This is a genomic window from Pseudomonas sp. AP3_22 TE3818 (genome assembly GCF_053628995.1).
On sequence record NZ_JBRJHL010000001.1, the window covers coordinates 5,701,037 to 5,726,464 of the forward strand.

The 25,428-nt window shown below is 60.2% G+C and carries 20 protein-coding genes; 11 read left to right on the forward strand and 9 right to left on the reverse strand.

The window, feature by feature from the left end:
• Nucleotides 1-80: 80 nt before the first annotated feature.
• The 6 genes from gatC (at nt 81) to AB7M25_RS26055 (ending at nt 5,305) form a co-directional block, all read left to right on the forward strand.
• On the forward strand, nt 81-368 hold the full coding sequence (gene gatC, locus AB7M25_RS26030) for an Asp-tRNA(Asn)/Glu-tRNA(Gln) amidotransferase subunit GatC (RefSeq protein WP_007976465.1): 288 nt from the start codon (nt 81-83) through the stop codon (nt 366-368).
• Nucleotides 369-384: 16 nt separating this feature from the next.
• On the forward strand, nt 385-1,836 hold the full coding sequence (gene gatA, locus AB7M25_RS26035) for an Asp-tRNA(Asn)/Glu-tRNA(Gln) amidotransferase subunit GatA (protein WP_007976467.1): 1,452 nt from the start codon (nt 385-387) through the stop codon (nt 1,834-1,836).
• 10 nt (nt 1,837-1,846) lie between these two features.
• A complete protein-coding gene (gatB, locus tag AB7M25_RS26040; RefSeq protein WP_429384189.1) occupies nt 1,847-3,292 on the forward strand; it encodes an Asp-tRNA(Asn)/Glu-tRNA(Gln) amidotransferase subunit GatB in 1,446 nt (481 codons plus the stop codon).
• 149 nt (nt 3,293-3,441) lie between these two features.
• Nucleotides 3,442-3,816 (forward strand): septal ring lytic transglycosylase RlpA family protein, encoded by a 375-nt coding sequence (locus AB7M25_RS26045; protein WP_429384191.1) that lies wholly within the window; start codon nt 3,442-3,444, stop codon nt 3,814-3,816.
• A 50-nt stretch (nt 3,817-3,866) separates the two neighbouring features.
• Entirely contained in the window at nt 3,867-4,928 is a 1,062-nt protein-coding gene (locus AB7M25_RS26050) for a calcium/sodium antiporter (protein ID WP_454238160.1), read from the forward strand.
• On the forward strand, nt 4,925-5,305 hold the full coding sequence (locus AB7M25_RS26055; protein ID WP_429384195.1) for a carboxymuconolactone decarboxylase family protein: 381 nt from the start codon (nt 4,925-4,927) through the stop codon (nt 5,303-5,305). The genes AB7M25_RS26050 and AB7M25_RS26055 overlap by 4 nt, the downstream gene beginning before the upstream one ends.
• Before the next feature lie 127 nt (nt 5,306-5,432).
• On the opposite strand, the gene AB7M25_RS26060 is transcribed toward AB7M25_RS26055, so the two are convergent.
• From AB7M25_RS26060 to AB7M25_RS26100, 9 genes are all read right to left on the reverse strand, one after another.
• Entirely contained in the window at nt 5,433-6,374 is a 942-nt protein-coding gene (locus tag AB7M25_RS26060) for an AEC family transporter (RefSeq protein WP_218482343.1), read from the reverse strand.
• 164 nt (nt 6,375-6,538) lie between these two features.
• Nucleotides 6,539-8,092 (reverse strand): galactarate dehydratase, encoded by a 1,554-nt coding sequence (gene garD / locus AB7M25_RS26065; protein WP_429384197.1) that lies wholly within the window; start codon nt 8,090-8,092, stop codon nt 6,539-6,541.
• Nucleotides 8,093-8,103: 11 nt separating this feature from the next.
• The gene (locus AB7M25_RS26070) at nt 8,104-9,471 is read right to left on the reverse strand and encodes an MFS transporter (protein WP_223546322.1); all 1,368 of its coding nucleotides are present in this window, start codon (nt 9,469-9,471) and stop codon (nt 8,104-8,106) included.
• A 143-nt stretch (nt 9,472-9,614) separates the two neighbouring features.
• Complete coding sequence (locus AB7M25_RS26075) at nt 9,615-11,060, reverse strand: aldehyde dehydrogenase family protein (protein ID WP_429384199.1); 1,446 nt, start codon at nt 11,058-11,060, stop codon at nt 9,615-9,617.
• A 61-nt stretch (nt 11,061-11,121) separates the two neighbouring features.
• Nucleotides 11,122-12,033 carry a 5-dehydro-4-deoxyglucarate dehydratase gene (gene kdgD / locus AB7M25_RS26080; protein WP_007976489.1) on the reverse strand — a complete coding sequence of 304 codons (912 nt, stop codon included), beginning with the start codon at nt 12,031-12,033 and terminating at the stop codon, nt 11,122-11,124.
• A 423-nt stretch (nt 12,034-12,456) separates the two neighbouring features.
• A complete protein-coding gene (locus AB7M25_RS26085; RefSeq protein ID WP_015093478.1) occupies nt 12,457-13,206 on the reverse strand; it encodes a FadR/GntR family transcriptional regulator in 750 nt (249 codons plus the stop codon).
• Between the two features lie 193 nt (nt 13,207-13,399).
• Nucleotides 13,400-15,127, reverse strand: a complete 1,728-nt coding sequence (locus AB7M25_RS26090) for an ABC transporter ATP-binding protein/permease (RefSeq protein WP_429384202.1) — start codon at nt 15,125-15,127, stop codon at nt 13,400-13,402.
• A 97-nt stretch (nt 15,128-15,224) separates the two neighbouring features.
• Nucleotides 15,225-15,785, reverse strand: a complete 561-nt coding sequence (locus tag AB7M25_RS26095) for a response regulator transcription factor (protein WP_007973041.1) — start codon at nt 15,783-15,785, stop codon at nt 15,225-15,227.
• Nucleotides 15,778-17,040 (reverse strand): ATP-binding protein, encoded by a 1,263-nt coding sequence (locus AB7M25_RS26100; RefSeq protein ID WP_429384204.1) that lies wholly within the window; start codon nt 17,038-17,040, stop codon nt 15,778-15,780. The genes AB7M25_RS26095 and AB7M25_RS26100 overlap by 8 nt, the downstream gene beginning before the upstream one ends.
• Nucleotides 17,041-17,442: 402 nt before the next feature.
• On the opposite strand from AB7M25_RS26100, the gene AB7M25_RS26105 reads away from it, so the two are divergent.
• The 5 genes from AB7M25_RS26105 (at nt 17,443) to AB7M25_RS26125 (ending at nt 25,418) form a co-directional block, all read left to right on the forward strand.
• Complete coding sequence (locus AB7M25_RS26105) at nt 17,443-18,159, forward strand: SIMPL domain-containing protein (protein WP_429518322.1); 717 nt, start codon at nt 17,443-17,445, stop codon at nt 18,157-18,159.
• Nucleotides 18,160-18,606: 447 nt separating this feature from the next.
• Nucleotides 18,607-20,232: an ABC transporter substrate-binding protein gene (locus AB7M25_RS26110; RefSeq protein ID WP_454238161.1), complete on the forward strand. Its 1,626-nt coding sequence runs from the start codon at nt 18,607-18,609 to the stop codon at nt 20,230-20,232.
• 303 nt (nt 20,233-20,535) lie between these two features.
• The gene (locus AB7M25_RS26115; RefSeq protein ID WP_429384210.1) at nt 20,536-22,137 is read left to right on the forward strand and encodes an ABC transporter substrate-binding protein; all 1,602 of its coding nucleotides are present in this window, start codon (nt 20,536-20,538) and stop codon (nt 22,135-22,137) included.
• Between the two features lie 173 nt (nt 22,138-22,310).
• Nucleotides 22,311-23,744 (forward strand): OprD family porin, encoded by a 1,434-nt coding sequence (locus AB7M25_RS26120; RefSeq protein ID WP_429384212.1) that lies wholly within the window; start codon nt 22,311-22,313, stop codon nt 23,742-23,744.
• Nucleotides 23,745-23,822: 78 nt separating this feature from the next.
• Entirely contained in the window at nt 23,823-25,418 is a 1,596-nt protein-coding gene (locus AB7M25_RS26125; RefSeq protein WP_429384214.1) for an ABC transporter substrate-binding protein, read from the forward strand.
• Nucleotides 25,419-25,428 lie beyond the last annotated feature (10 nt).

Genomic DNA, 25,428 nt, shown 5'->3' on the forward strand with positions numbered 1-25,428 from the left:
TATGACCGTAGAAGTGCGGTAGTGTTCCGACAATCTAACACACGGACGCCGTCCGTTTTGTTTTCCACTGGAGAATCCCAATGGCGCTAGAACGCTCCGACGTGGAAAAAATCGCTCATCTGGCCTGTCTGGGCCTCAATGATGCCGATCTTCCACACATCACTTCGGCCCTCAACAGCATTCTCGGGCTGGTCGACGAAATGCAGGCGGTCAATACCGACGGTATCGAACCGCTGGCCCACCCGCTGGAAGCCAGCCAGCGCCTGCGCGCGGACGTCGTGACCGAGACCAATAACCGCGAGGCCTACCAGTCCATCGCACCAGCGGTCGAAAACGGCCTGTACCTGGTTCCGAAAGTCATCGACTAAAGGGAAAGAGCCTGCAATGCATCAATTGACTCTGGCCGAGATCGCCCGCGGACTCGCCGATAAAAAGTTTTCCTCCGAAGAGCTGACCAAAGTCCTGCTGGCGCGCATCGCCCAGCTCGATCCGCAGCTCAACAGTTTCATCAGCCTCACCGAAGACCTGGCGCTGACGCAGGCGAAAGCCGCTGACGCCCGCCGGGCCAATGGTGAGAGCGGCGCCCTGCTCGGCGCGCCGATCGCACACAAAGACCTGTTCTGCACCCAGGGCATTCGCACCAGTTGCGGCTCGAAGATGCTCGACAACTTTAAAGCACCGTACGACGCCACTGTCGTCGCCAAGCTGGCTGCCGCCGGGGCCGTGACCCTGGGCAAGACCAACATGGACGAATTCGCCATGGGTTCGGCCAACGAGTCGAGCTACTACGGCGCGGTGAAAAACCCGTGGAACCTGGAACACGTACCGGGCGGTTCGTCCGGTGGTTCGGCGGCGGCGGTGGCCGCTCGTCTGTTGCCTGCGGCCACCGGTACCGACACTGGCGGTTCGATTCGTCAGCCGGCGGCCCTGACCAACCTCACCGGCCTGAAACCGACGTACGGTCGTGTTTCGCGCTGGGGCATGATCGCCTACGCCTCCAGCCTCGATCAGGGTGGCCCGTTGGCGCGCACGGCCGAAGACTGCGCGATTTTGTTGCAAGGTATGGCCGGCTTCGATCCGAACGACTCCACCAGCATCGATGAACCCGTGCCGGACTACAGCGCCAGCCTCAACGGCTCGCTGCAAGGCCTGCGCATCGGTGTGCCGAAGGAATACTTCAGCGCCGGTCTCGACCCGCGCATTGCCGAACTGATCCACAACAGCATCAAGGAGCTGGAAAAGCTCGGCGCCGTGATCAAGGAAATCAGCCTGCCGAACATGCAGCACGCGATTCCTGCGTACTACGTGATCGCCCCGGCGGAAGCCTCTTCCAACCTGTCGCGTTTCGACGGCGTGCGTTTCGGCTATCGCTGCGAAGACCCGAAAAACCTGGAAGACCTGTACAAGCGCTCCCGTGGTGAAGGCTTCGGCGCGGAAGTGCAGCGCCGGATCATGGTCGGTGCCTACGCACTGTCCGCCGGCTACTACGACGCCTACTACCTCAAGGCGCAGAAGATCCGTCGCTTGATCAAGAACGACTTCATGGCGGCCTTTAATGAGGTCGACATCATCCTCGGCCCAACCACGCCGAACCCGGCCTGGAAGCTCGGCGCCAAGAACAGCGACCCGGTCGCTGCGTACCTGGAAGACGTCTACACCATCACCGCCAACCTCGCGGGCCTGCCGGGCCTGTCGATGCCGGCCGGTTTTGTCGACGGTCTGCCGGTTGGCGTGCAATTGCTCGCTCCATATTTCCAGGAAGGCCGCTTGCTCAATGTTGCGCACCAGTACCAGTTGAACACTGACTGGCACACCCGCACCCCAACCGGCTTCTGAGGAGACACACATGCAATGGGAAGTCGTGATCGGGCTGGAGATTCACACCCAGCTCACCACCCGGTCGAAAATCTTTTCCGGTAGTTCCACCACGTTCGGCTCCGAGCCGAACACCCAGGCCAGCCTGGTAGACCTGGGCATGCCCGGCGTATTGCCGGTGCTGAACCAGGAAGCGGTGCGCATGGCGGTGATGTTCGGTCTGGCGATTGACGCCGAGATCGGCCAGCACAACGTGTTCGCCCGTAAAAACTACTTCTACCCGGACCTGCCCAAGGGCTACCAGATCAGCCAGATGGAATTGCCGATCGTTGGCAAGGGCCACCTGGACATCGCTCTGGAAGACGGCACGGTCAAACGGGTCGGCATCACCCGCGCGCACCTTGAAGAAGACGCCGGCAAGAGCCTGCACGAAGAATTCAGCGGCGCCAGCGGCATCGACCTGAACCGTGCCGGCACACCGCTGCTGGAAATCGTTTCCGAACCGGACATGCGCAGCGCCAAGGAAGCCGTGGCTTACGTCAAGGCGATCCACGCGCTGGTGCGTTACCTGGGCATCTGCGACGGCAACATGGCCGAAGGTTCGCTGCGTTGCGACTGCAACGTATCGATCCGTCCGAAAGGCCAGGTCGAGTTCGGCACTCGCTGCGAGATCAAGAACGTCAACTCGTTCCGCTTCATCGAAAAAGCGATCAACAGCGAAATCCAGCGTCAGATCGAGCTGATCGAAGACGGCGGCAAGGTGATCCAGCAGACCCGTCTGTACGATCCGAACAAGGACGAAACACGTCCGATGCGCAGCAAAGAGGAAGCCAACGACTACCGTTACTTCCCTGATCCGGACCTGCTGCCAGTCGTGATCGAAAACACCTTCCTCGACGACGTGCGCGCCACCCTGCCGGAGTTGCCGCCGCAGAAGCGCGAGCGTTTCCAGGCGCAGTTCGGTCTGTCGGTCTACGACGCCAGCGTCCTGGCCACCAGCCGCGAGCAAGCCGATTATTTCGAGAAAGTCGCAAGCATCGGCGGCGACGCCAAGCTGGCGGCGAACTGGGTGATGGTCGAGTTGGGCAGCCTGCTCAACAAGCAAGGCCTGGATATCGAAGATTCGCCGGTTTCCGCCGAGCTTCTGGGCGGCATGCTGCTGCGCATCAAGGACAACACCATCTCCGGCAAGATCGCCAAGGTGGTGTTCGAAGCGATGGCCAACGGCGAAGGCAGCGCGGACGAGATCATCGACAAGCGCGGCCTCAAGCAAGTGACCGACACTGGCGCGATCTCGGCGGTGCTGGACGAAATGCTCGCGGCCAACGCCGAGCAGGTCGAACAATACCGGGCGGCAGACGAAGCCAAGCGCGGCAAGATGTTCGGCTTCTTCGTCGGCCAGGCCATGAAAGCTTCCAAAGGCAAGGCTAACCCGCAACAGGTCAACGAACTGCTGAAAAGCAAGCTCGAAGGCTGATGAGAATGGAGCCAGCCCGACTCACTGGCTCCATTTTCCTGTGGGAGCGGGCTTGCTCGCGAATGCGGCTCGGCACTCAACTCAAAGTTGACTGTCAGAATGCATTCGCGAGCAAGCCCGCTCCCACATTTGTTTTCGGAAGCTTTCAAATGAAGCGTCTACTTGGACTTTGCGCCCTTCTCTCACTCCTGGCCGGTTGCGCCAGCACCGACACCGTCGACCCGCACGGCTACGACAAAACCGGCGTGGCTTCGTACTACGGCTCCAAACACCAAGGCAAACGCACCGCCAGCGGCGAGCGTTTCGACAAGAATTCCATGACCGCCGCCCATCGCCAGCTACCCTTCGGTACGCGGGTGAAGGTGACCAACCTGAACAACGACAAATCCTGCGTGGTCCGCATCAATGATCGCGGACCGCACACCCGTGGCCGCCTGATCGACCTGTCCCATGAAGCCGCCGAGCGCCTGGGCATGCTGCGCAGCGGCACCGCGCGGGTTCGCGTGCAAGCCCTCGACGACTGACCGATGGAGCCCCGACCATTTTCGGACTAGCCGACTTACCCCTGATCAGCGTGATCGAATTGCTCAGCGGATTGTTTCTGCTGATTGTCGGCGCCGAATTGACGGTGCGCGCCGCCGTACGCATTGCCGCGCGGTTGCACATACGCCCGCTGATCATCGGCCTGACCATCGTCGCCCTCGGCAGCAGCGCACCGCAAATGGCGGTCAGCCTGCAGGCGACCCTGGCGCACAATGCCGACATTGCCGTCGGCAGTGTGATCGGCAGCAGCATTTTCAACATCCTCGTCACCCTCGGGCTGTCCGCCCTGATCATTCCATTACGTGTTTCCCGGCAACTGGTGCGCCTGGATATTCCACTGATGATCGGCGCCAGCCTGCTGGTGTTCGTACTCGCCTGGAATGAAGAACTGACCCGTGTCGACGGCGTGATGCTGCTGACGGCACTGGCGATTTACCTGGGGTTGCTGCTGCGCCAGTCGCGACACTCGGCACGCCCGCTATCGAGCCATGATCACAACGTGCAAGCGCCATGGTTGAGCAGCCTGCTGATGATCGTCGCCGGGCTGGCGATGCTGGTGTACGCCGGGCACTTGCTGCTGGGCGCCGCGGTTGCGGTCGCCACCGATCTCGGGTTGTCGGAGCGGATCATTGGCCTGACCATCGTCGCCGTCAGCACCTCACTGCCTGAGCTCGCCACTTCGTTGATTGCGGCAATGCGCGGCGAGCGCGATATCGCCGTGGGCAACGTGATTGGCAGCAACCTGTTCAACCTCCTGGGGGTGCTCGGCTTTACCGCGCTGGTGGCGCCATCGCCGCTGTCGGTGTCGCCCAATGCCCTGGATTTCGACCTGCCGGTGATGCTCGGCGTCGCGGCGCTGTGCCTGCCGGTGTTCTACTCCGGTTACCGGGTGACCCGCGCCGAAGGCCTGCTGTTTCTGGGTTTGTACCTGGCGTATGGGCTGCACGTAGTGTCGTTCACCACCGGCATGCCACTGGCCGGCAGGCTGGAACACCTGATGCTGTTTTTCGTCCTGCCGGCGCTGGTGGCGTTTTTGCTGTTCACGTCGCTACGCGCCTGGCATCGCCAACACCATAAAAAGGAAGTCCCATGACCGAGAATAAAAAAAACGGCGTTGAAGTCCGTCGCCAAGTAATGGGCGACGCCTTCGTCGACCGCGCACTGGGCAACGCCACCGAGTTCACCCAGCCGCTGCAGGACTTTGTCAATGAACACGCCTGGGGCGGCGTGTGGAATCGCGAAGGCCTGCCGCTGAAAACCCGCAGCCTGATCACCCTCGCCGCCCTGACCGCACTCAAGTGCCCGCAGGAATTGAAAGGTCACGTGCGTGGGGCCTTGAACAACGGCTGCACCGTGGAAGAAATTCGCGAGGCGTTGCTGCATTGCGCGGTGTATGCCGGCGTGCCGGCGGCGATTGATGCGTTTCGCGCGGCGCAGGAAGTGATCGACAGTTACCAGAAGCCTGAGTGAGTCATTGAAATCGGGGCGCCCGACATGACGCCTTCGCGAGCAAGCCCGCTCCCACAGAGGAATGCATTCCAAATGTGGGAGCGGGCTTGCTCGCGAATGGCTCGAAAGAACACCGCAAAGCCTGAGGTCAGATCCACCCACCCCACTGCAAAAAGAAGATCCCGACATTGGTGGTGACCGCCGCCATCAGCGTGGTGATCACGATAATCGCTGCCGCCAGTTCATGATTGCCCTCGGCCGCCCGCGCCATCACAAAACTGGCAGCGGCGGTCGGGCTGCCGAAGTACAGAAACAGAATCCCCAATTCCGCGCCGCGAAAACCCCACAACCACGCCCCCAGCGTTGCCAATACCGGCAAGCCGATCATCTTTACCAGGCTTGAACTCAGCGCCATGTTGCCGCTTTTGCGCAGCGCCGCCATGGACAAAGTGCCGCCGATGCAGATCAGCGCCAGTGGCAAGGTGGTTTGTGCCAGATATTGGCCGGAGGTCTCCAGCCACCCTGGCAAGCCGATCTTGAAATAGGCGAAGGGCGCCGCCGCCATCACGCTGATGATCAACGGATTGCTGAACACGCTTTTGCAGATACTCCAAGGATCGGACTTGATCACCGGGCTGTACACCGCCAGGACGATGGTCGAGAGCGTGTTGTAAAACAGGATCACCAGCGCCGCGAGGATCGCCCCGAGGGAAATCCCGTAGTCGCCGTACATGCTGGCCGCCAGCGCCAGGCCGATCACCCCGTTGTTACCGCGAAAGGCGCCCTGGGTATAGATCCCCCTATCTTCCCGCGGACACTTCCAGATCGCCCAGCCCCAGGCGATGGCAAAGCCCACCAGGGTCGCGAGGGAGAAATAGATCAGCAGCGCCGGCTGCAACGCCGCGTGCAGGTCGGCATGCAGGATGCCCAGAAACAGCAGCGCCGGCATGGTGACATTGAACACCAGGGCCGACGCGGTGTGGATGAAGTTGTCGTTGATCCAGTCGATGCGCTTGAGCAGCACCCCCAGAAACAGCATGGCGAATACCGGCGCGGTGATGTTCAGGGTTTCGAGAAAAATTGCCAGCATGCCGGAGAGGACCTTGGGGTGGGCGTCGTTAGGGGGCTAATGATAAGCCACTGGAGACTCCGGCGTCTGGTAGACCGCTATCGCTGGCAAGCCAGCTCCTACAGGATCGCGCCGAACACATATTCTGTAGGAGCTGGCTTGCCAGCGATGCAGGCTACTCGGTCTCAGGTAATCGGCGCCGGGTTGAACAGGGTGATGTCGTTATGCAGCTTGTGCTGCTCCGCCCACGTCTGCTTCTTGCCGCTGGCCACGTCCAGATAGTAGTGGAACAACTCCCAGCCGAGATCTTCAATGGAAGCGCGGCCGGTGGCAATGCGCCCGGCGTCGATGTCGATCAGGTCCGGCCAGCGCTGCGCCAGTTCGGTCCGGGTCGATACCTTCACCACCGGTGCCATGGCCAGTCCGTAAGGCGTGCCGCGACCGGTGGTGAACACATGCAGGTTCATCCCCGCCGCCAGTTGCAGCGTCCCGCAGACAAAGTCGCTGGCCGGGGTCGCGCAGAAGATCAGGCCTTTGCGCTTGAAACGCTCACCAGGGCCAAGCACGCCGTTGATCGCGCTGCTACCGGACTTGACGATCGAGCCCAGGGACTTCTCGACAATGTTCGACAGCCCGCCCTTCTTGTTGCCCGGCGTGGTGTTGGCGCTGCGGTCCGCTTCGCCCTTGGCCAGGTAACGGTCGTACCAATCCATTTCCCGCACCAGTTCCTGGGCGACGTCCTGGTTTTCCGCGCGGGAGGTCAGCAGGTAAATGGCATCGCGCACTTCGGTGACTTCGGAAAACATCACCGTCGCACCGGCCCGCAGCAATAGGTCCGAGGCATAACCGAGCGCCGGGTTGGCGGTGATGCCGGAGAACGCATCACTGCCGCCACACTGCATGCCGAGAATCAGCTCGGACGCCGGCACGGTTTCCCGGCGACGTTGATCGAGCTTCTTCAAACGGGTTTCGGCCAGCGCCATGATCTGCTCGATCATCTCGGTGAAGCCGTGGCTGGAGTCCTGCAAGCGGTACAGCCATGGCTCGCTCAAATCCACCGAACTGTCGTTCTCGTGCATCACCTGCCCGGCCTGCAATTTCTCGCAGCCCAGGCTGATCACCAGCGCTTCGCCGCCCAGGTTCGGGTTGCGCGCCAGGTTGCGCACCGTGCGAATCGGGATGTACGCGTCGGTGGCGGTGATCGCCACGCCACAGCCGTAGCTGTGGGTCAGGGCGACCACGTCATCGACGTGCGGGTACTTGGGCAGCAACTCGGCCTTGATGCGCTTGACCGCATGATCCAGCACGCCTGTCACACATTGCACGGTGGTGGTGATGCCAAGAATGTTGCGCGTGCCGACGGTGCCGTCGGCGTTGCGATAACCCTCGAAGGTGAAGCCTTCCAGCGGTGCCTGCGCCGCGGGCACGTCGGTGGACAGCGGCAGGCTGTCCAGCGGTGGCGCGGTCGGCATGCGCAGTTGATCTTCCTTGACCCAGCTGCCGCGGGGAATCGGCTGCAAGGCGTAACCGATGACCTGGCCGTAACGAATCACCTGGCCGCCCTCGGGAATGTCTTCCAGGGTGACCTTGTGGCTCTGTGGTACGAAGTCCACGGTGACCAGGCCGTCCGCAAATTCGGTACCGGCCGGTACGCCCTGATCATTGACCACGATCACCACGTTATCCCGCTCGTGCAGGCGGATGTAGCGCGGCGAATCGGAATGCTCAATCAATTGCATGACGCCGCTCCTCAGGAATGCGCTTGAGACAATTTGCCAGGGGCTTCAGTACCATTCGCGGGAGGCTCTTTGAGCACCACACGCTTGATCGGGCCTACGATCACCAGGTAGCTGAACACCGCGACCAGCGCGTTGCAACCGACGAACACCAGCGCCCACTTGAACGAACCGGTGGAGCTGATGATGTAGCCGATGACGATCGGGGTGGTGATCGAAGCCAGGTTACCGAAGGTGTTGAACAGGCCGCCGCTCAGACCGGCGATCTGCTTGGGCGAAGTATCGGACACCACGGCCCAGCCCAGTGCGCCAACGCCTTTGCCGAAGAACGCCAGGGCCATGAAGCCGACCACCATCCATTCTACGTCCACGTAGTTGCACGCCACGATACTGCTGGAAACCAGCAGGCCGGCAATGATCGGCGCCTTGCGGGCGAAGGTCAGGGAATGGCCTTTGCGCAACAGGTAATCGGAAATCACCCCGCCGAGCACGCCACCGATGAAGCCGCAGATCGCCGGCAAGGACGCGATGAAACCGGCCTTGAGGATGGTCATGCCGCGCTCCTGCACCAGGTACACCGGGAACCAGGTCAGGAAGAAGTAAGTGATGCCGTTGATGCAGTACTGGCCCAGGTACACGCCGAGCATCATGCGATTGGTCAGCAACTGACGGATGTAGTCCCATTTCGGGCCGTCGGTCTTCTTGCCTTTGCCCTTGTCCTGGTCCATGTCGACCATGCCGCCGTTGTCGGCGATGTGCTTGAACTCGGCATCGTTGATCATCGGGTGTTGGCGCGGGCTGTGGATAACCTTCAGCCAGATCCCGGAGAAGATGATGCCGATCACGCCCATGACGATGAACACATGCTGCCAGCCGAAGCTGTAGACGATCCAGCCCATCAGCGGTGCGAACAACACGGTGGCAAAGTATTGCGCCGAGTTGAAGATCGCCGAAGCGGTGCCGCGTTCAGCGGTCGGAAACCAGGCCGCCACGATGCGCGCGTTGCCGGGGAAGGATGGCGCTTCGGCCAGGCCGACCAAAAAGCGCAGCATGAACAGCGCAACCACCGCCGTGGACATGCCGAACTCGCCGACATAACCCTGCAGGACGGTGAACAGCGACCAGGTGAAGATGCTCAACGCGTAGATTTTTTTCGAACCGAAACGGTCCAGCAACCAGCCACCGGGGATTTGCCCGGCCACGTAGGCCCAACCGAATGCGGAGAAGATATAACCGAGGGTGACCGCGTCGATGCCGAGGTCTTTTTGCAGGCTCGAGCCGGCGATGGCGATGGTCGCGCGGTCGGCGTAGTTGATCGTGGTCACCAGAAACAGCATGAGCAGGATCAAATAGCGGACGTGAGTCGGCTTGGTCGATTGCATGTAGATGTACTCCCACTGATTATTTTTATGCGGGTAATAACGGTGTCGCTTGTAGGAGCCGGCTTGCTGGCGATCGCATCCCCGTGGTGTGAATGACACACCTAGGTGCCTGCATCGCCAGCAAGCCGGCTCCTACAGGTAGATCAGGAACCGATGTAGCTGGTCTTCACGACCGTGTAGAACTCTTGCGCATAGCGACCTTGCTCACGTGATCCATAGGATGAACCTTTACGCCCACCGAACGGAACGTGGTAATCCACACCGGCGGTCGGCAGGTTGACCATCACCATCCCGGCCTGGGAGTGGCGCTTGAAGTGGTTGGCGTATTTCAGCGAGGTGGTGGCAATGCCCGCCGACAGCCCGAACTCGGTGTCGTTGGCCATGGCCAGCGCGGCTTCGTAATCGGCGACGCGGACGATGTTGGCCACCGGGCCAAAGATCTCTTCGCGGCTGATGCGCATCGACGCTTCGCTGTCGGCAAACAGGGTCGGCGCGAGGAAGTAGCCCTCGGTGTCGCAGGTCACCAGACCTCCGCCGCTGACCAGACGTGCACCTTCGGTCTGGCCGATGTCGATGTACTTCATGTCCTGTTCAAGTTGCGCTTGCGAGACCACCGGACCGATATCGGTGCCAGCCTTCAACGCATGGCCGACCTTGATCGACTTCATGCGTTCGGCCATGGCTTGGACGAACTTGTCATGAATGCCAGCGGTGACGATAAAGCGGCTGGATGCAGTGCAACGCTGGCCGGTGGAGTAGAACGCGCTCTGTACTGACAGCTCGACCGCTTGCTTGAGGTCGGCGTCGTCGAGAATGATCTGCGGGTTCTTGCCGCCCATTTCCAGCTGCACCTTGGCCTGGCGCAATACACAGTTGACGGCGATCTGACGACCCACGCCCACGGAACCGGTGAAGCTGATGCCATCGACTTTCGGGCTGTTGACCAACGCTTCGCCGACTACGCGACCGCTGCCCATCACCAGGTTGAACACGCCGGCCGGGAAACCGGCGCGGGAAATGATTTCCGCCAGGGCCCAGGCGCAGCCCGGTACCAGGTCTGCAGGTTTCAACACCACACAGTTGCCGTAGGCCAGGGCCGGGGCGATTTTCCACGACGGGATCGCGATCGGGAAGTTCCACGGCGTGATCAGACCGACCACGCCCAGGGCTTCGCGAGTGACTTCAACGTTGACGCCAGGACGTACCGACGGCAGGTAGTCGCCGGACAGACGCAGGCATTCACCGGCGAAGAACTTGAAGATGTTGCCGGCACGGGTCACTTCACCGATGGCTTCGGGCAGGGTCTTGCCCTCTTCGCGGGCCAGCAGGGTGCCGAGTTCTTCGCGACGGGCGAGGATTTCGGTGCCGACTTTATCCAGGGAATCGTGGCGCGCCTGGATGCCGGAAGTGGACCACGCCGGGAACGCCGCTCGGGCAGCTTCGATGGCAGCGTTGACCTGGGCCAGATCAGCCTTGGCGTAGTCGCCGATGGCGTCGCTCAGCTCGGACGGGTTGATGTTGGTCGAGTAATCGCTGGCCGCGACCCATTCGCCATTGATGTAGTTATCGAAACGCTTTGCATCTGCCACGAGATGTTCTCCTCACGCAAAAAGCCGCTGATCGCTCAGCGGCCTTACTTAATCGGATGTGTTACTGCGCACCCTGCTTGTCGATCAGCGCGGCGAGCATTTCGTACTCTTCGCCGGTCAGATCGGTCAGCGGTGCACGCACAGGACCCGCGTCGTAGCCGGCAATTTTTGCCCCGGCCTTGACGATGCTCACGGCATAACCGGCCTTGCGGTTACGGATGTCCAGGTACGGCAGGAAGAAGTCGTCGATGATCTTGCCGACGGTGGCGTGATCTTCGCGAGCGATCGCGTGGTAGAAATCCATCGCGGTTTTCGGGATGAAGTTGAACACCGCCGAGGAGTAGACCGGCACGCCCAGTGCCTTGTAGGCCGCGGCGTAAACTTCGGCGGTCGGCAAGCCACCCAGGTAGCTGAAGCGATCACCGAGGCGACGACGGATCGACACCATCAACTCGATATCACCCAGGCCATCCTTGTAGCCGATCAGGTTCGGGCAGCGCTCGGCCAGGCGTTCCAGCAGCGGTGCGGTCAGGCGGCAGACGTTACGGTTGTAGACCACCACGCCGATGTTGACCGATTTGCACACGGCTTCAACGTGGGCGGCAACGCCGTCCTGGCTGGCTTCAGTCAGGTAGTGCGGCAGCAGCAACAGGCCCTTGGCACCCAGACGCTCGGCTTCCTGTGCATATTCGATGGCCTGACGGGTCGAACCGCCCACGCCGGCCAGGATTGGCACGCTGGTGGCGCAAGTGTCGACCGCCGTCTTGATGATTTCCGAATATTCGCTGGCCGCCAGAGAGAAGAACTCACCGGTGCCGCCCGCGGCGAACAGCGCCGAGGCGCCGTATGGGGCCAGCCATTCGAGACGCTTGATATAACCCGCGCGATTGAAGTCGCCCTGAGCATTGAAATCGGTGACCGGGAAAGACAGCAGACCGGAAGAGAGGATGGACTTCAGTTCTTGTGGATTCATTATTCGAACACCCTGGATAGCGACGTTGTGTGAGAAAACCGTTCAGCCTGCGCCGAAGTTGTAGGTCATCGTACAACTTAAAATACAACCGTCAACTGCATTTCATCGCTGGTGGTGAAAATTGTTCGACACGAATATGCAAAACCCTTGTTTTAGAGGGACTGCGCGGAGAGAACAGGGATGATCACACCTCGAAAAACAGGTGCTCAGGAGATACGTTGTCGGAAGATTGTGGCGAGGGATAAGTACAATAGAGGCTGACTGAAGGTTTTGTGGGATGGCTTACGGCCTCTTCGCGAGCAAGCCCGCTCCCACATTTGAATTTATGCGAACTCACAATTTGTGAACGACGCAGATCAAGTGTGGGAGCGGGCTTGCTCGCGAAGGCAATCTGTCAGCCAATACCGGCTTGGATCAAAACACTCAGCCCCGCTGCGCCTCAGCCTCTTCATGGGCATGGCGCAACCGCTCACGACTGTTGGTCAGGTGCAAACGCATGGCGGCCCGGGCCGCATCGGAATCCTGACGGGCAATGGCGTCGTAGATTTCCTCGTGCTCGCGGCTCAGGCGACCCATGTAGTGCTGCTGGTCGTCATGGGCCAGGCGCGCGGAATTCAACCGTGTGCGCGGGATAATGCTGGTGCCCAGGTGAGTCATGATGTCGGTGAAGTAGCGGTTGCCGGTGGACAGCGCAATTTCGAGGTGGAAGGCGAAGTCCGAAGCCACGGCGTCACTGGCGTGGGCGGCGCTTTCATTCAACGCATCGAGGGCGGCGCGCATGTTGGCCAGTTGTTCCGGACTACGGCGTTGCGCCGCCAGGCCGGCGGACTCCACTTCGAGACTGATACGCAACTCCAGGATCGCCAGCACATCGCGCAAGGTCACCACGGTCGCCGGGTCGATACGAAAGCCACTCGGGCTCGGCGTGTCGAGCACGAAGGTGCCGATGCCATGGCGGGTTTCCACCTGGCCGGCCGCCTGCAGACGGGATATCGCTTCGCGCACCACCGTGCGGCTGACACCATGGGCATCCATGATGGCCGACTCGGTGGGCAACTTGTCGCCACGCTTGAGATGACCGTCGCGGATCTGCTCGGACAGCACCGTCACCAGTTCCTGAGCGAGGCTGCGACGCTTGCGTGGGAGGCGTGGTGTGTCGATCGGGTTTTCCATGGTGAACATCGGTCTCGAAAAGTTCGGCGGCTGAAAGCGCATCATAGCGCAACGCGGTTGTACGATCACCACCGCCCCATGCAGGAGCGAGCTTGCTCGCGATGGAGGCTAACGATAACGCGTGCATTCTGAATAAATGCGGCGCTTTCAAGTCCATCGCGAGCAAGCTCGCTCGCACAAGGTATCGGGGTGTTTACGCGGTCACGGCCTGCTCCACCAGATGGCCATTCTCGATACGAACATGCCGCGGATGGAAGCGCTTGAGGCTGCTGCGATGGCCGACGCTGACAATGCTCAGCCCCGGCAATTCATCGATCAACGCCTGGTACAGCGTGGCCTCGTCTTCTTCGTCCATCGCCGAGGTCGCTTCGTCCATGTACAGCCATTGCGGTGCATAAAGCAGCGCACGGGCAAAGGCCAGGCGCTGCTGTTCACCCGGAGACAACATGCGCTGCCAGTGGTTGGCTTCGTCGAGACGGGCAATCAGGTGCGGCAAACGACAGGTTTCCAGCACCTGCACGTAGCGCTCGTTCGGATAGGTATCGCCGGGCTGTGGATAACTGAGGACATCACGCAGGGTGCCAATCGGCAAATACGGTTTTTGCGGCAGGAACAGGTAACGCGCCGATGGCAGGCGAATACTGCCGTGGCCGGCCGGCCACAGATGCCCCATTGCCCGCAGCAGGGTCGACTTGCCGCTGCCGGAACGACCGCTGAGCATCACACGGTCGCCCTCCTCCACGGTCATGTCGGCGTTGGTCAGCAGGTGACGACCTTCCGCCAGGTCGAGACCGAGGTTATGCACCCTCAGGACGGAGCCCGAATTCTGCACGTCGATCGCTGGCGCACGCTCTTCGTTGTCACGCATGGCCTGGTGGAAGCTCAGCAGACGATCACAGGTGGCGCGCCAGGAAGCGAGGCTCTGGTAGGCGCTGATGAACCAGCTGAAGCTTTCCTGCACATTGCCGAACGCCGAGCTGATCTGCATCAGTTCGCCCAGTTCGATCTTGCCTGAGAGGTAACGCGGCGAGGCAACGATGAACGGGAAGATGATGGCTGCCTGGCTGTAACCGGCGGTGAAAAACGTCAGGCGCTTGGACACCTTCATGATGTCCCAGAAGTTATGCCAGACCATCCCGAAGCGACTGCTCAACCGCCGATTCTCGTTCGGTTCGCCGTTGTACAACGCGATGCTTTCGGCATTTTCGCGAATCCGCACCATGGAGAAACGCAGGTCGGCTTCGAAGCGTTGTTGTTGGTTGTTCAGACCGATCAAGCGACGACCGATCAAATGCGTCAGCCAACTGCCCACCACGGCGTAAACCAGCACGCACCAGAACATGTAGCCGGGAATGGTGATGCCGAACACTTCGATACTGCCCGACACGCCCCACAGAATGATCGAGAACGACACCAGGCTGACGATATTGCGCAGCAGCCCGATACCCAGTTCAAGGGTGTTGGAGGTGAAGTTGTTGAGGTCTTCGGAAATCCGCTGGTCCGGGTTATCGGTGTAACCGCCCTGCTCCAGCTGGTAATAGTTTTTGTCCGCCAGCCAACGGCTGAAATGCTTTTCGGTGAGCCACGCCCGCCAGCGGATCGTCAGCATCTGCGTCAGGTAGAGCCGATACACCGCGCCGACGATCGCCACCGCCGCAATCGCACAGAAATACAGGATCAGTTGCCAGAACGCTGCCTCATCCTTCTTTTGCAGCGCGTTGTAGAAGTCCTTGTACCAGGTGTTGAACCACACCGAGATCCCCACGCTGATCAGCGACAGCGCAATCACCGCGATCAGCAGTGTCCAGGCCTTGACCTTCTCTTCACTGCGCCAGTAAGGCGTGATCATCGCCCACACTTTGCGAAAAAACTGCCCGCGCACGGCGTCGTTGACCGCGGAATACTCAGCGTTCTGATTCATGGATAAGGCTCGATAAAGAAAAGAACACGCACGAACCGATCATAGATGATCGGTCCGCTTTGTCGCGAGATACGGCCCGCATTCGTTCAGCGCAGGTTCAGCGGCGAACGGGGCGCTTCTGCAGTTTGCGCTGCAGGGTGCGGCGGTGCATGCCCAGGGCGCGGGCAGTGGCGGAGATGTTGCCTTCGTGCTCGGTCAGCACGCGCTGGATGTGCTCCCACTGCAGGCGGTCCACGGACATCGGGTTTTCCGGCACCAGGCTGTCGAGGTCGGCGTGTTCGGACAGCAGCGCCGCCAGCACGTCGTCGGCGTCAGCCGGTTTGCACAGGTAGTTGCAGGCACCGCGCTTGATCGCCTCGACGGCGGTGGCAATGCTCGAATAACCGGTAAGGATCACCACGCGCATTTCCGGGTCCATTTCCAGCAACTTGGGCAGCAGCACCAGGCCCGAATCACCGTCCATTTTCAGGTCCAGGGCGGCGTAGTCCGGCAGATCGGCCTTGGCCAGTTCCAGGCCTTCTTCGGCGGAACCGGCAGTGCTGACGCGAAAACCGCGGCGGGCCATGGCGCGGGCCATGACGCGGGTGAATGTGGCGTCGTCATCGACCAGCAACAAATGCGGCAGTTCTTCGCCTTCGACTTGGATCTCTTCACTCATGTTCGTCTCCTCGGGCGACACGGGGAAGGCGCAGCTCGGTGAGCGTTCCGCCTTCCTCATGACTGTAGAGTTTCACTGAGCCGCCGGCGCGTGTCACGCTGGCCTTGCTCAAAAACAGGCCCAGGCCGAAACCTTTGCCCTTGGTGGTAAAAAACGGTTTGCCGATTTGCTCGGCGATGGCCAGCGGCACGCCGGCGCCATGGTCACGGATGCTGATGGTGAGGTTTTCCCAATCCCAGTCCAGCGTCACTTGCAGCCCTTCGGGGCAGGCATCGGCGGCGTTGTTCAGCAGATTCAGCAACGCCTGGGTCAAGTCCGGCGGCGGCGCCATACGGGGTACCGGGCCCTGGCCGAGGCGCTGGAAGCGATAGCTGGCTTCCGGGCGCATCAGGTGCCAGCGATTGAGGGCTTCATCAAGCCAGTCGGTGACGTCCTGCATCTCCACCGCCAACCGGCGATTGGCCTCCGCGGCGCGCACCAGATGCTGCAAGGTCTCTTTACACAGCTTGACCTGATCCTGCAGCACGCTCAGGTCATCCTGCAACATCGGGTCAAGGTGGTCCTGACGCATTTCCTTGAGTAACACACTCATGGTCGCAAGCGGTGTGCCCAGCTCATGGGCGGCACCAGCGGCCTGGGTGGCGACGGCCAACAGCTGCTGATCGCGCAGGCCTTCTTCGCGGCGAATGGCGCGCAACTCTTCCTGACGACGCAGTTCCTCGGCCATGCGCGCGGCGAAGAACGTGATGACCGCAGCCGCGAGGGCAAAGCTCAACCACATCCCGTACACCTGCAGGTTTTCCCGGGCGATGGGGAAGGTTTGCAGCGGATAGAACTGCGCCAGCAGCAGTGTGTACATCGTCAGCGCGATACCCGAGAGGATCACCGAATAACGCCAGGGCAACGTCACGGCGGCAATGGTCAACGGCACCAGGTAATAGGAGACGAAGGGGTTGGTCGAGCCACCGGAGAAATACAGCAATGCGCTGTGGATAAACAGGTCGCAAGCCAGTTGCACGGCGTATTCGAGCTCGGTCACCGGCCACGAGGTACGCAGGCGAATCGCTGTGAACACGCACAGCAGCATCGAGCAGGCAAGGGTCGCAGCCAGTTGAAACCAGGGTAGTGGCAACAGTTCGAGCCAGTAGGCCAGGCCCACGGAACCGGCCTGGGCGGCCAGCACCAATGTGCGGATGAATGTCAGCCGCCAGAGGTTCTGGCGAGTGGCGGAAGTGATTTGAACGGGGGCGAGCATGAGCTCTCCTGATGAGCGCTCCAGGCGGATCGCAGGGAGTATAACCAAGCGCGGGGGCTGACAGGCAAAAGTGCGGCAAACGGCCACAGTCATTGGCGTGGAACTGCATGCAATGAACTCTGTGGCGAGGGGGCTTGCCCCCGTTGGACTGCGAAGCAGTCCTAAAACCTGCCGCCGCATTTTATCGGTTGAACCAAGTGAGGCAATCTGTGACTGCTTCGCAGCCGAACGGGGCGGTGCGGCGGTCCGACAAGCCCCCTCGCCACAGCAAGCTCGCGCCTACAAAGGGCCGCCTGCATCTGTATAGAAGTTGTAACTGTGCGAACCAGAGCATAAAAGCTAGAGTCTGATGGTTTCACGCAGGTCCGGACGATACCCCTGCGCACCTTTCAAGGAGCCTTCATGCACACATTCCGCCGCAGCGCCACCCTCCTCGCCCTGAGTCTCGGCACCGTCGCCAGCCTCCCGGTCCTGGCCGCCGACGAACTGCATTACAACCAGATTTCCCTGCGCGCCGAAGTCAGTCAGGAAGTGGCCCGCGACCTGATGATCGTGACGCTCTACACCGAAGAACAGAACAGCGACCCGGCCAAACTCGCCGCCGACGTCAGCACCACCATGAACAAGGCGCTGGCCCAGGCCAGGCAGGTCAAGGACATCACCCTGCGCCAGGGCAGTCGCAACAGCTACCCGATCTACGACACCAAGGGCCAGAAAATCACCGGCTGGCGTGAGCGCGCCGAATTGCGCCTGGAAAGCTCGGACTTCGCCGCGCTGTCGAAGCTGACCGGCGAGCTGCTCACCGACCTGAAAATGGGTGGCATGGATTTCGCCATCGCCACCCCGACCCGCAAGGCCAGCGAAGACGCCTTGCTCAAGGACGCCGTGGCTGCCTTCAAGGCCCGCGCCCAACTGGCCACCGATGCCCTCGGCGGCAAGAGCTACAAAATCGTCAACCTGAACCTCAACAGCAACGGTTATCCACCGCCTTACCTGCGCGCGCCGATGATGATGAAAGCGGCCGCCATGGACGCCGCCCCTGTGACACCGGATGTCGAAGCCGGCACCAGCCAGGTCAGCATGAGCGCCGATGGCTCGATTGAAGTGCTGATGCCTTGAATCGATAGCCCACAGACAAAAACGGCGATCATTAAAATGATCGCCGTTTTTTTTGGCAGTTTTCAGGCATGAGCTATAACTGGATAGGTCCACCCGAGAAATGCCGTCGATTGGCCACTATCGGTGCAACAATAACCACTCTTATTCACGCCATGCCCACCCCACAATCCGGGGTATGAATAAGTAACACCCCCGCCCCACGCGGGAGCAACCCGAGGCAGGCGCGCACTGAAAAAGTGCGTGACTTGCACCGTAAAAACGCCGCGCAAACGGTCAAATGCGTCAGGAATTATACAAATGCGACATTAAGGTACGTTCGTGCCACCGTTTAAGGCTTGTAGTCACTCTGGATCTTGCATTGGGTATGGCCCCTGCATAAGTATCCGCAGGCACGACTCACGAGGTCGTCCTCTAATTCCAAAAATGACAACAAATCATGAGGCCACCATGCTTAAACAAGCGGTCATTCCGTTTTTAGTCGGCGCCAGCCTGTTGGCTAGTGCACCGTTCGCTCAAGCTGCGACTAACCTGGTGTTCTGCTCCGAAGGGAGCCCGGCCGGTTTCGATCCAGGTCAATACACCACCGGAACCGACTTCGACGCCTCTGCAGAAACCATGTTCAACCGCCTCACCCAGTTCGAGCGCGGCGGCACCGCTGTCATTCCAGGTCTGGCGACCAGCTGGGACGTCTCCGATGACGGCCTGACTTACACCTTCCATCTGCGTGAAGGTGTGAAGTTCCACAGCACCCCGTACTTCAAGCCGACTCGTGAGTTCAACGCCGACGACGTGCTGTTCACCTTTAATCGCATGATTAACAAGGATGACCCGTTCCGCAAAGCGTACCCGACCGAATTCCCGTACTTCACCGACATGGGGATGGACACCAACATCACCAAGATCGATAAAGTCGACGACAAAACTGTCAAGTTCACCCTCAAGGACGTTGATGCCGCGTTCATCCAGAACATGGCCATGAGCTTCGCCTCGATCCAGTCCGCCGAGTACGCCGCCCAGCTGCTCAAGGAAGGCAAGGCCGCCGACATCAACCAGAAGCCGGTCGGCACTGGCCCGTTCGTGTTCAAGAGCTACCAGAAAGACTCCAACATCCGCTACACCGGGAACAAGGACTACTGGAAGCCTGACGACGTGAAGATCGACAACCTGATCTTTGCCATCACCACCGACCCGTCGGTACGTATCCAGAAGCTGAAGAAGAACGAGTGCCAGGTCACCCTGTTCCCTCGTCCGGCCGACCTGAAGGCGCTGAAAGAAGACAAGGACCTGAAACTGCCTGACCAGGCCGGTTTCAACCTGGGTTACATCGCCTACAACGTGATGCCCAAGGTCAAGGGTCAAACCGATGCCAACCCGCTGGCCGAGCTGAAAGTTCGCCAGGCACTGGACATGGCCGTCAACAAACAACAGATCATCGACTCCGTGTACCAGGGCGCCGGCCAACTGGCCGTCAACGCCATGCCACCGACCCAGTGGTCCTACGACACCACCATCAAGGATGCGCCGTACAACCCTGAGAAAGCCAAAGAGCTGCTCAAGGAAGCTGGCGTGAAAGATGGCACCGAAATCGTGCTCTGGGCGATGCCGGTACAGCGTCCATACAACCCGAACGCCAAACTGATGGCAGAAATGCTGCAGTCCGACTGGTCCAAGATCGGCCTCAAGGTCAAGATCCAGAGCTACGAGTGGGGCGAGTACATCAAGCGTTCCAAAGGTGGCGAGAACCAGGCGATGCTGATTGGCTGGAGCGGTGACAATGGTGATCCGGACAACTGGCTGAACGTGCTGTTCGGCTGCGACTCGCTGGAAGGCAACAACTTCTCCAAGTGGTGCGACAAGAAGTTCGACGACATCGTCAAGCAGGCCAAGCGTACTTCCGACCAGGCCAAACGCACCGAACTGTACAAGCAGGCGCAACACGTCCTCAAAGATGCAGTCCCAATGACACCTATCGCTCACTCGACGGTGTTCCAACCCATGCGCGCCAACGTGCAGGACTTCAAGATCAGCCCATTTGGCTTGAACTCCTTCTACGGCGTCAGCGTCAGCAAATAAGGTTTTGCAACGGCGACGTTTCTGACGTCGCCGTTGCTTTATCTACCGAGCAAGCAGGAATTTGCCTACATCCAAATCCGCAGCTGACTACAGCATCGGGTGAGGACGCGTTGCCATTTCCTACGAGTCTTTAGGACTCTACGCATTTACTGCCGGCCCCGTGGCTCATACCGTCGGGATCCGACCAGTGCACGCGTGGGTCATCGGTTACTGCTGCGTGCATGGATTGAAATCAATGATGCCTCTACGTCTACGGACGGGACGACGGCGCGTTGACAACACTTTGAGAGAAAAGGGAGCGTTATGCGCCATACCTTGGTTTTATCCGCATTGCTGGGCACCGGCCTGTTGGCCGCCACTTCCATCAGCCAGGCCGCCAATAACAGCCTGGTATTCTGCTCCGAAGGCAGCCCCGCTGGTTTTGACACGGCGCAGTACACCACTGCGACCGACAACGACGCCGCCGAACCGCTGTACAACCGGCTGGCAGAGTTTGAAAAAGGCGCGACCAACGTCGTACCGGGCCTGGCCACGAGTTGGGATATTTCCGAGGACGGCCTCAAATACACCTTCCACCTGCGCGAAGGGGTGAAGTTTCATACCACCAAGTACTTCACGCCGACCCGCGATTTCAATGCCGATGACGTGCTGTTCACGTTCAATCGCATGCTCGATCCGCAACAGCCTTTCCGTAAGGCTTATCCGACAGAGTTTCCGTACTTCAACGGCATGAGCCTGAACAAGAACATCGCCAAGGTCGAAAAGACCGGGCCGCTGACCGTGGCCTTTACGCTCAACAGCGTGGACGCCGCGTTCATCCAGAACATCGCCATGAGCTTCGCCGCCATCCTTTCGGCTGAATACGCCGACAAGCTGCTGGCCGAAGGCAAGCCAAGCGACATCAACCAGAAGCCGGTCGGCACCGGGCCGTTCGTGTTCAAGAGCTACCAGAAAGACTCGAACATCCGTTACACCGGCAACAAGCATTACTGGGACCCGAGCCGGGTCAAGCTCGACAACCTGATTTTCGCCATCAACACCGACGCTTCGGTGCGCGTGCAGAAACTCAAGGCCGGCGAGTGCCAGATCACCCTGCACCCGCGCCCTGCCGATGTGCCCGCACTGAAGAACGACCCGGCCCTGCAACTGATCGAGAAGCCTGGCTTCAACCTCGGCTACATCGCCTACAACGTGCGCCACAAGCCGTTCGACCAGCTCGAAGTGCGCCAGGCGCTGGACATGGCGGTGAACAAGCAGGGCATTCTCAACGCCGTTTACCAGGGTGCGGGGCAACTGGCGGTCAACGCCATGCCGCCGACCCAATGGTCCTACGACGACACGATCAAGGACGCCGCCTACAACCCGGAAAAAGCCAGGGAACTGCTCAAGGCTGCCGGCGTCAAGGAAGGCACTGAAATCACCCTCTGGGCCATGCCGGTCCAGCGTCCGTACAACCCCAACGCCAAGTTGATGGCCGAGATGCTCCAGGCTGACTGGGCGAAGATCGGCCTCAAGGTCAAGATCGTCAGTTATGAGTGGGGCGAGTACATCAAGCGCACCAAGAATGGCGAGCACGACATCAGCCTGATCGGCTGGACCGGTGACAATGGGGATCCGGACAACTGGCTGGGCACGCTCTACAGCTGCGACGCCATTGGCGGCAACAACTATTCGATGTGGTGCGATCCGGCCTACGACAAGCTGATCAAGCAGGCCAAGGTCGTCACCGATCGTGACCAGCGCACCCTGCTCTACAAACAGGCGCAGCAGTACCTCAAACAGCAGGTGCCAATCACGCCAGTCGCCCACTCAACGGTCAACCAGCCGCTGAGCGCCAAAATCGAAGGGTTCAAGGTGAGCCCGTTCGGTCGCAATGTGTTCTCGGGTGTCAGCATAGAAAAATAACCGATTAGCCAGAAATGCCGGGGGGCGGATTTTCCGCCCTCACGCAGACGCTTTGCCGTCTTTCGCCAATTTGGCCGACAGCAAACGTTTGCGATGCCATGAACGAGTTTTAAACCAATAGCCGGATCACAAAAAAAGACCGGTATAAAAAAAGAAAGTAAGGAGCTTTACCCATGAAACTGAGCAGCACCGCGTTATTGGCCTTGGCCATCAGCAGCGTAACCGCCACGGCTTACGCAGAAACCCAAAGCCAGGCTTTCACCCCGGTTACCGTGAACGAGAAGAGCGCCCAAAGCGAAGCCACCGGCTTTGTCGAAGGCCAGTCGATCACCGGCACCACGCGTAACTGGTACGCCAATGAACAACTGAAACGTGGTGCAAAATTCAAATACAACGATCACGGCACGCTGACCGATACCGATCGTCGTATCAACTGGGTCCAGGGCACCATCGTCAAGTACAACTCGGGCTTCACCGAAGGGACTGTCGGTTTCAGCACCGAAGTGGCGGCCTACAACGCCATCGCACTGGACCGGGACCGTAAAGACCTGGCCTCCGGCAATGGTGGCGCACCGGGCTCTCGTCCAAGCGCGGGCAACAACCGTACCCTGACCAAAGAGGGCGGCGACGCTCAAGGCCAGTGGAGCAAAGTGGGCCTGGCCAACGTCAAGGCCCGTGTCTCCAACACCACCCTGACCGCCGGCCGCATGAACTTCAGCAGCCCGATGGTCGACGTGATCGGTAACCGCGCACTGCCTTCGAGTTTCGAAGGTGTGGCGATCCACAGCGAAGAGCTGAACAACCTGGCCTTCGACCTGGCCACCTTCGACCGCAACTCACCGCGTACCGAAGAAAGCCAGCGTAAATTCCGCACCGAATACGCCAACGGCATCGTCGAAACCGATCACGTCTACACCGGCGGTATCACCTACAACCCGCTCGCCAGCCTGACCACCAGCCTCTGGGCGACCCAGGCGGAAGACATCTGGAACCAGTACTACTTCGGCGCTTCCCACGTTCTGGGCGACAGCCAGGTACTGAGCCTGACCACCGGCCTGAACTACTACAAAACCCAGGACACCGGTAAGGCCCTGATCGGCACTATCGACAACGACACCTATTCCCTGTCGTTCGGCCTGACCCACCAGGCCCACACCCTGACCTTCTCGTACCAGGAAGTGAACGGCAACGAGTACTTCGACTACCTGCACGAAACCAACGGTATCTACCTGGCCAACTCCCTGCTGTCGGACTTCAACGGCCCGAACGAAAAATCGTTCCAGGTTGCCTACGGTCTGAACATGGCCGAATACGGCGTGCCAGGCCTGAAGTTCAACATCTACCAGGCGCGCGGCTGGGGTATCGACGGCACTCACTACACCGGCAACGGCGGCGTGGCTGGCAAGGGTTACGACGGCATCCAGTCCCAGGATGGCGAACACCATTATGAATACGGCATCGGCGCGACCTACGCCGTGCAGAGCGGCCCGCTCAAGGCCACCACGATCCGCGGCACCTACACCGCTCACCGTGCCAGCGAAAACCAGGCTGACGGCAGCATCAACGAGTTCCGTCTCGTGACCACGGTTCCGTTCAACATCCTGTAATGCCGCTGCCGAACGGTGGGTTCAGCGATGAACCGGCCGTTCGGCTCTTGTCCTTTAACTGATTGCAGAGGGTTCTTGATGAAAATGCTTCCCCTACGTGCGGCCATCGCGGCTGCTTTGCTCAGTGTCGCTGTCGGCGTTTCGGCCAAGCCCCTGGTGGTTTGCACCGAAGCCAGCCCCGAAGGCTTCGACATGGTCCAGTACACCACTGCAGTCACCGCCGACGCCGTGGCCGAAACCATCTTCAATCGCCTGGCGGACTTCAAGCCCGGCACCACCGAAGTGATTCCGGCACTGGCCGACTCCTGGGACATCAGTGAAGACGGCCTGAGCTACACGTTCCATCTGCGCAAAGGCGTCAAGTTCCACACCACCGAATACTTCAAGCCGACCCGCGACATGAATGCCGACGACGTGGTCTGGAGCTTCCAGCGCCAGCTGGACCCGAATCATCCGTGGCACAAACTGTCGAGCGTGGGCTTCCCGTACTTTGAAAGCATGGGCTTCAAGGAGCTGCTGAAAAGCGTCGAGAAGGTCGATGACAACACGGTCAAGTTCACCCTGACCCGTCGCGAAGCGCCGTTCCTGGCCGACATCGCCATGGCCTTCTCGTCGATCTACTCCGCCGAGTACGCCGATCAGTTGCTCAAGGCCAACAAGGCCGGCGACCTGAACAACAAGCCCGTCGGCACCGGCCCGTTCGTCTTCCAGCGGTACAACAAGGACGCCCAGGTTCGCTTCAAGGCCAACCCGGATTACTTCCGTGGCAAGCCACCGGCCGATGCGCTGATCCTGGCCATCGCCACCGACAACAACGTGCGCCTGCAGAAACTCAAGGCCAACGAGTGCCAGGTCGCGCTGTATCCAAAGCCGGATGACATCCCGAGCATCAAGAAAGACGACAAGCTGAAAGTCGATGAACTGAATGCGATGACCGTCTCGTACGTCGCCATGAACACCACGCACAAGTACATGAGCGACGTACGGGTGCGCAAAGCCATCGACATCGCCTTCGACAAAGAGGCGTACGTCAATGCGTTGTTCGGCAAGGGCAATGCAACCGCTGCGGTCAACCCGTACCCGGACACCCTGCTGGGCTACAACCACGACCTGAAGAACCCGGCCCATGACCTGGACAAGGCGCGCGCCCTGCTCAAGGAAGCCGGCGTACCGGAAGGCACCACCTTCACCCTGTTCACCCGCAACGGTGGCGGTCCGACCAACCCGAACCCGATGCTCGGCGCGCAGATGATGCAAGCCGACCTGGCCAAGGTCGGGATCAAGATCGACATCCGCGTGATGGAATGGGGCGAGATGCTCAAACGCGCCAAAAACGGCGAGCACGACATGGTTTCCGCCGGATGGGCGGGCGATAACGGCGACCCGGATAACTTCCTTACGCCTATGCTCAGTTGTGAAGCGGCCAAGAACGGAGAAAACTACGCACGCTGGTGCAATGACAAGTTCCAGGCGCTGATCGACCAGGCCCGGGAAAAAACCGATCCGGCCGAACGTGCAGCGCTCTACGAGCAGGCCCAGGTTATTTTTAACCAGGACCAGCCATGGATCAGCATGGCGCACACTAGAATGTTTACCGCAATGCGCAACAACGTAGAGGGCTATCACATTAGCCCCCTCACCACGAACAACTTCGCCACCACCCAGGTGAAGTAGATAAGAAAAC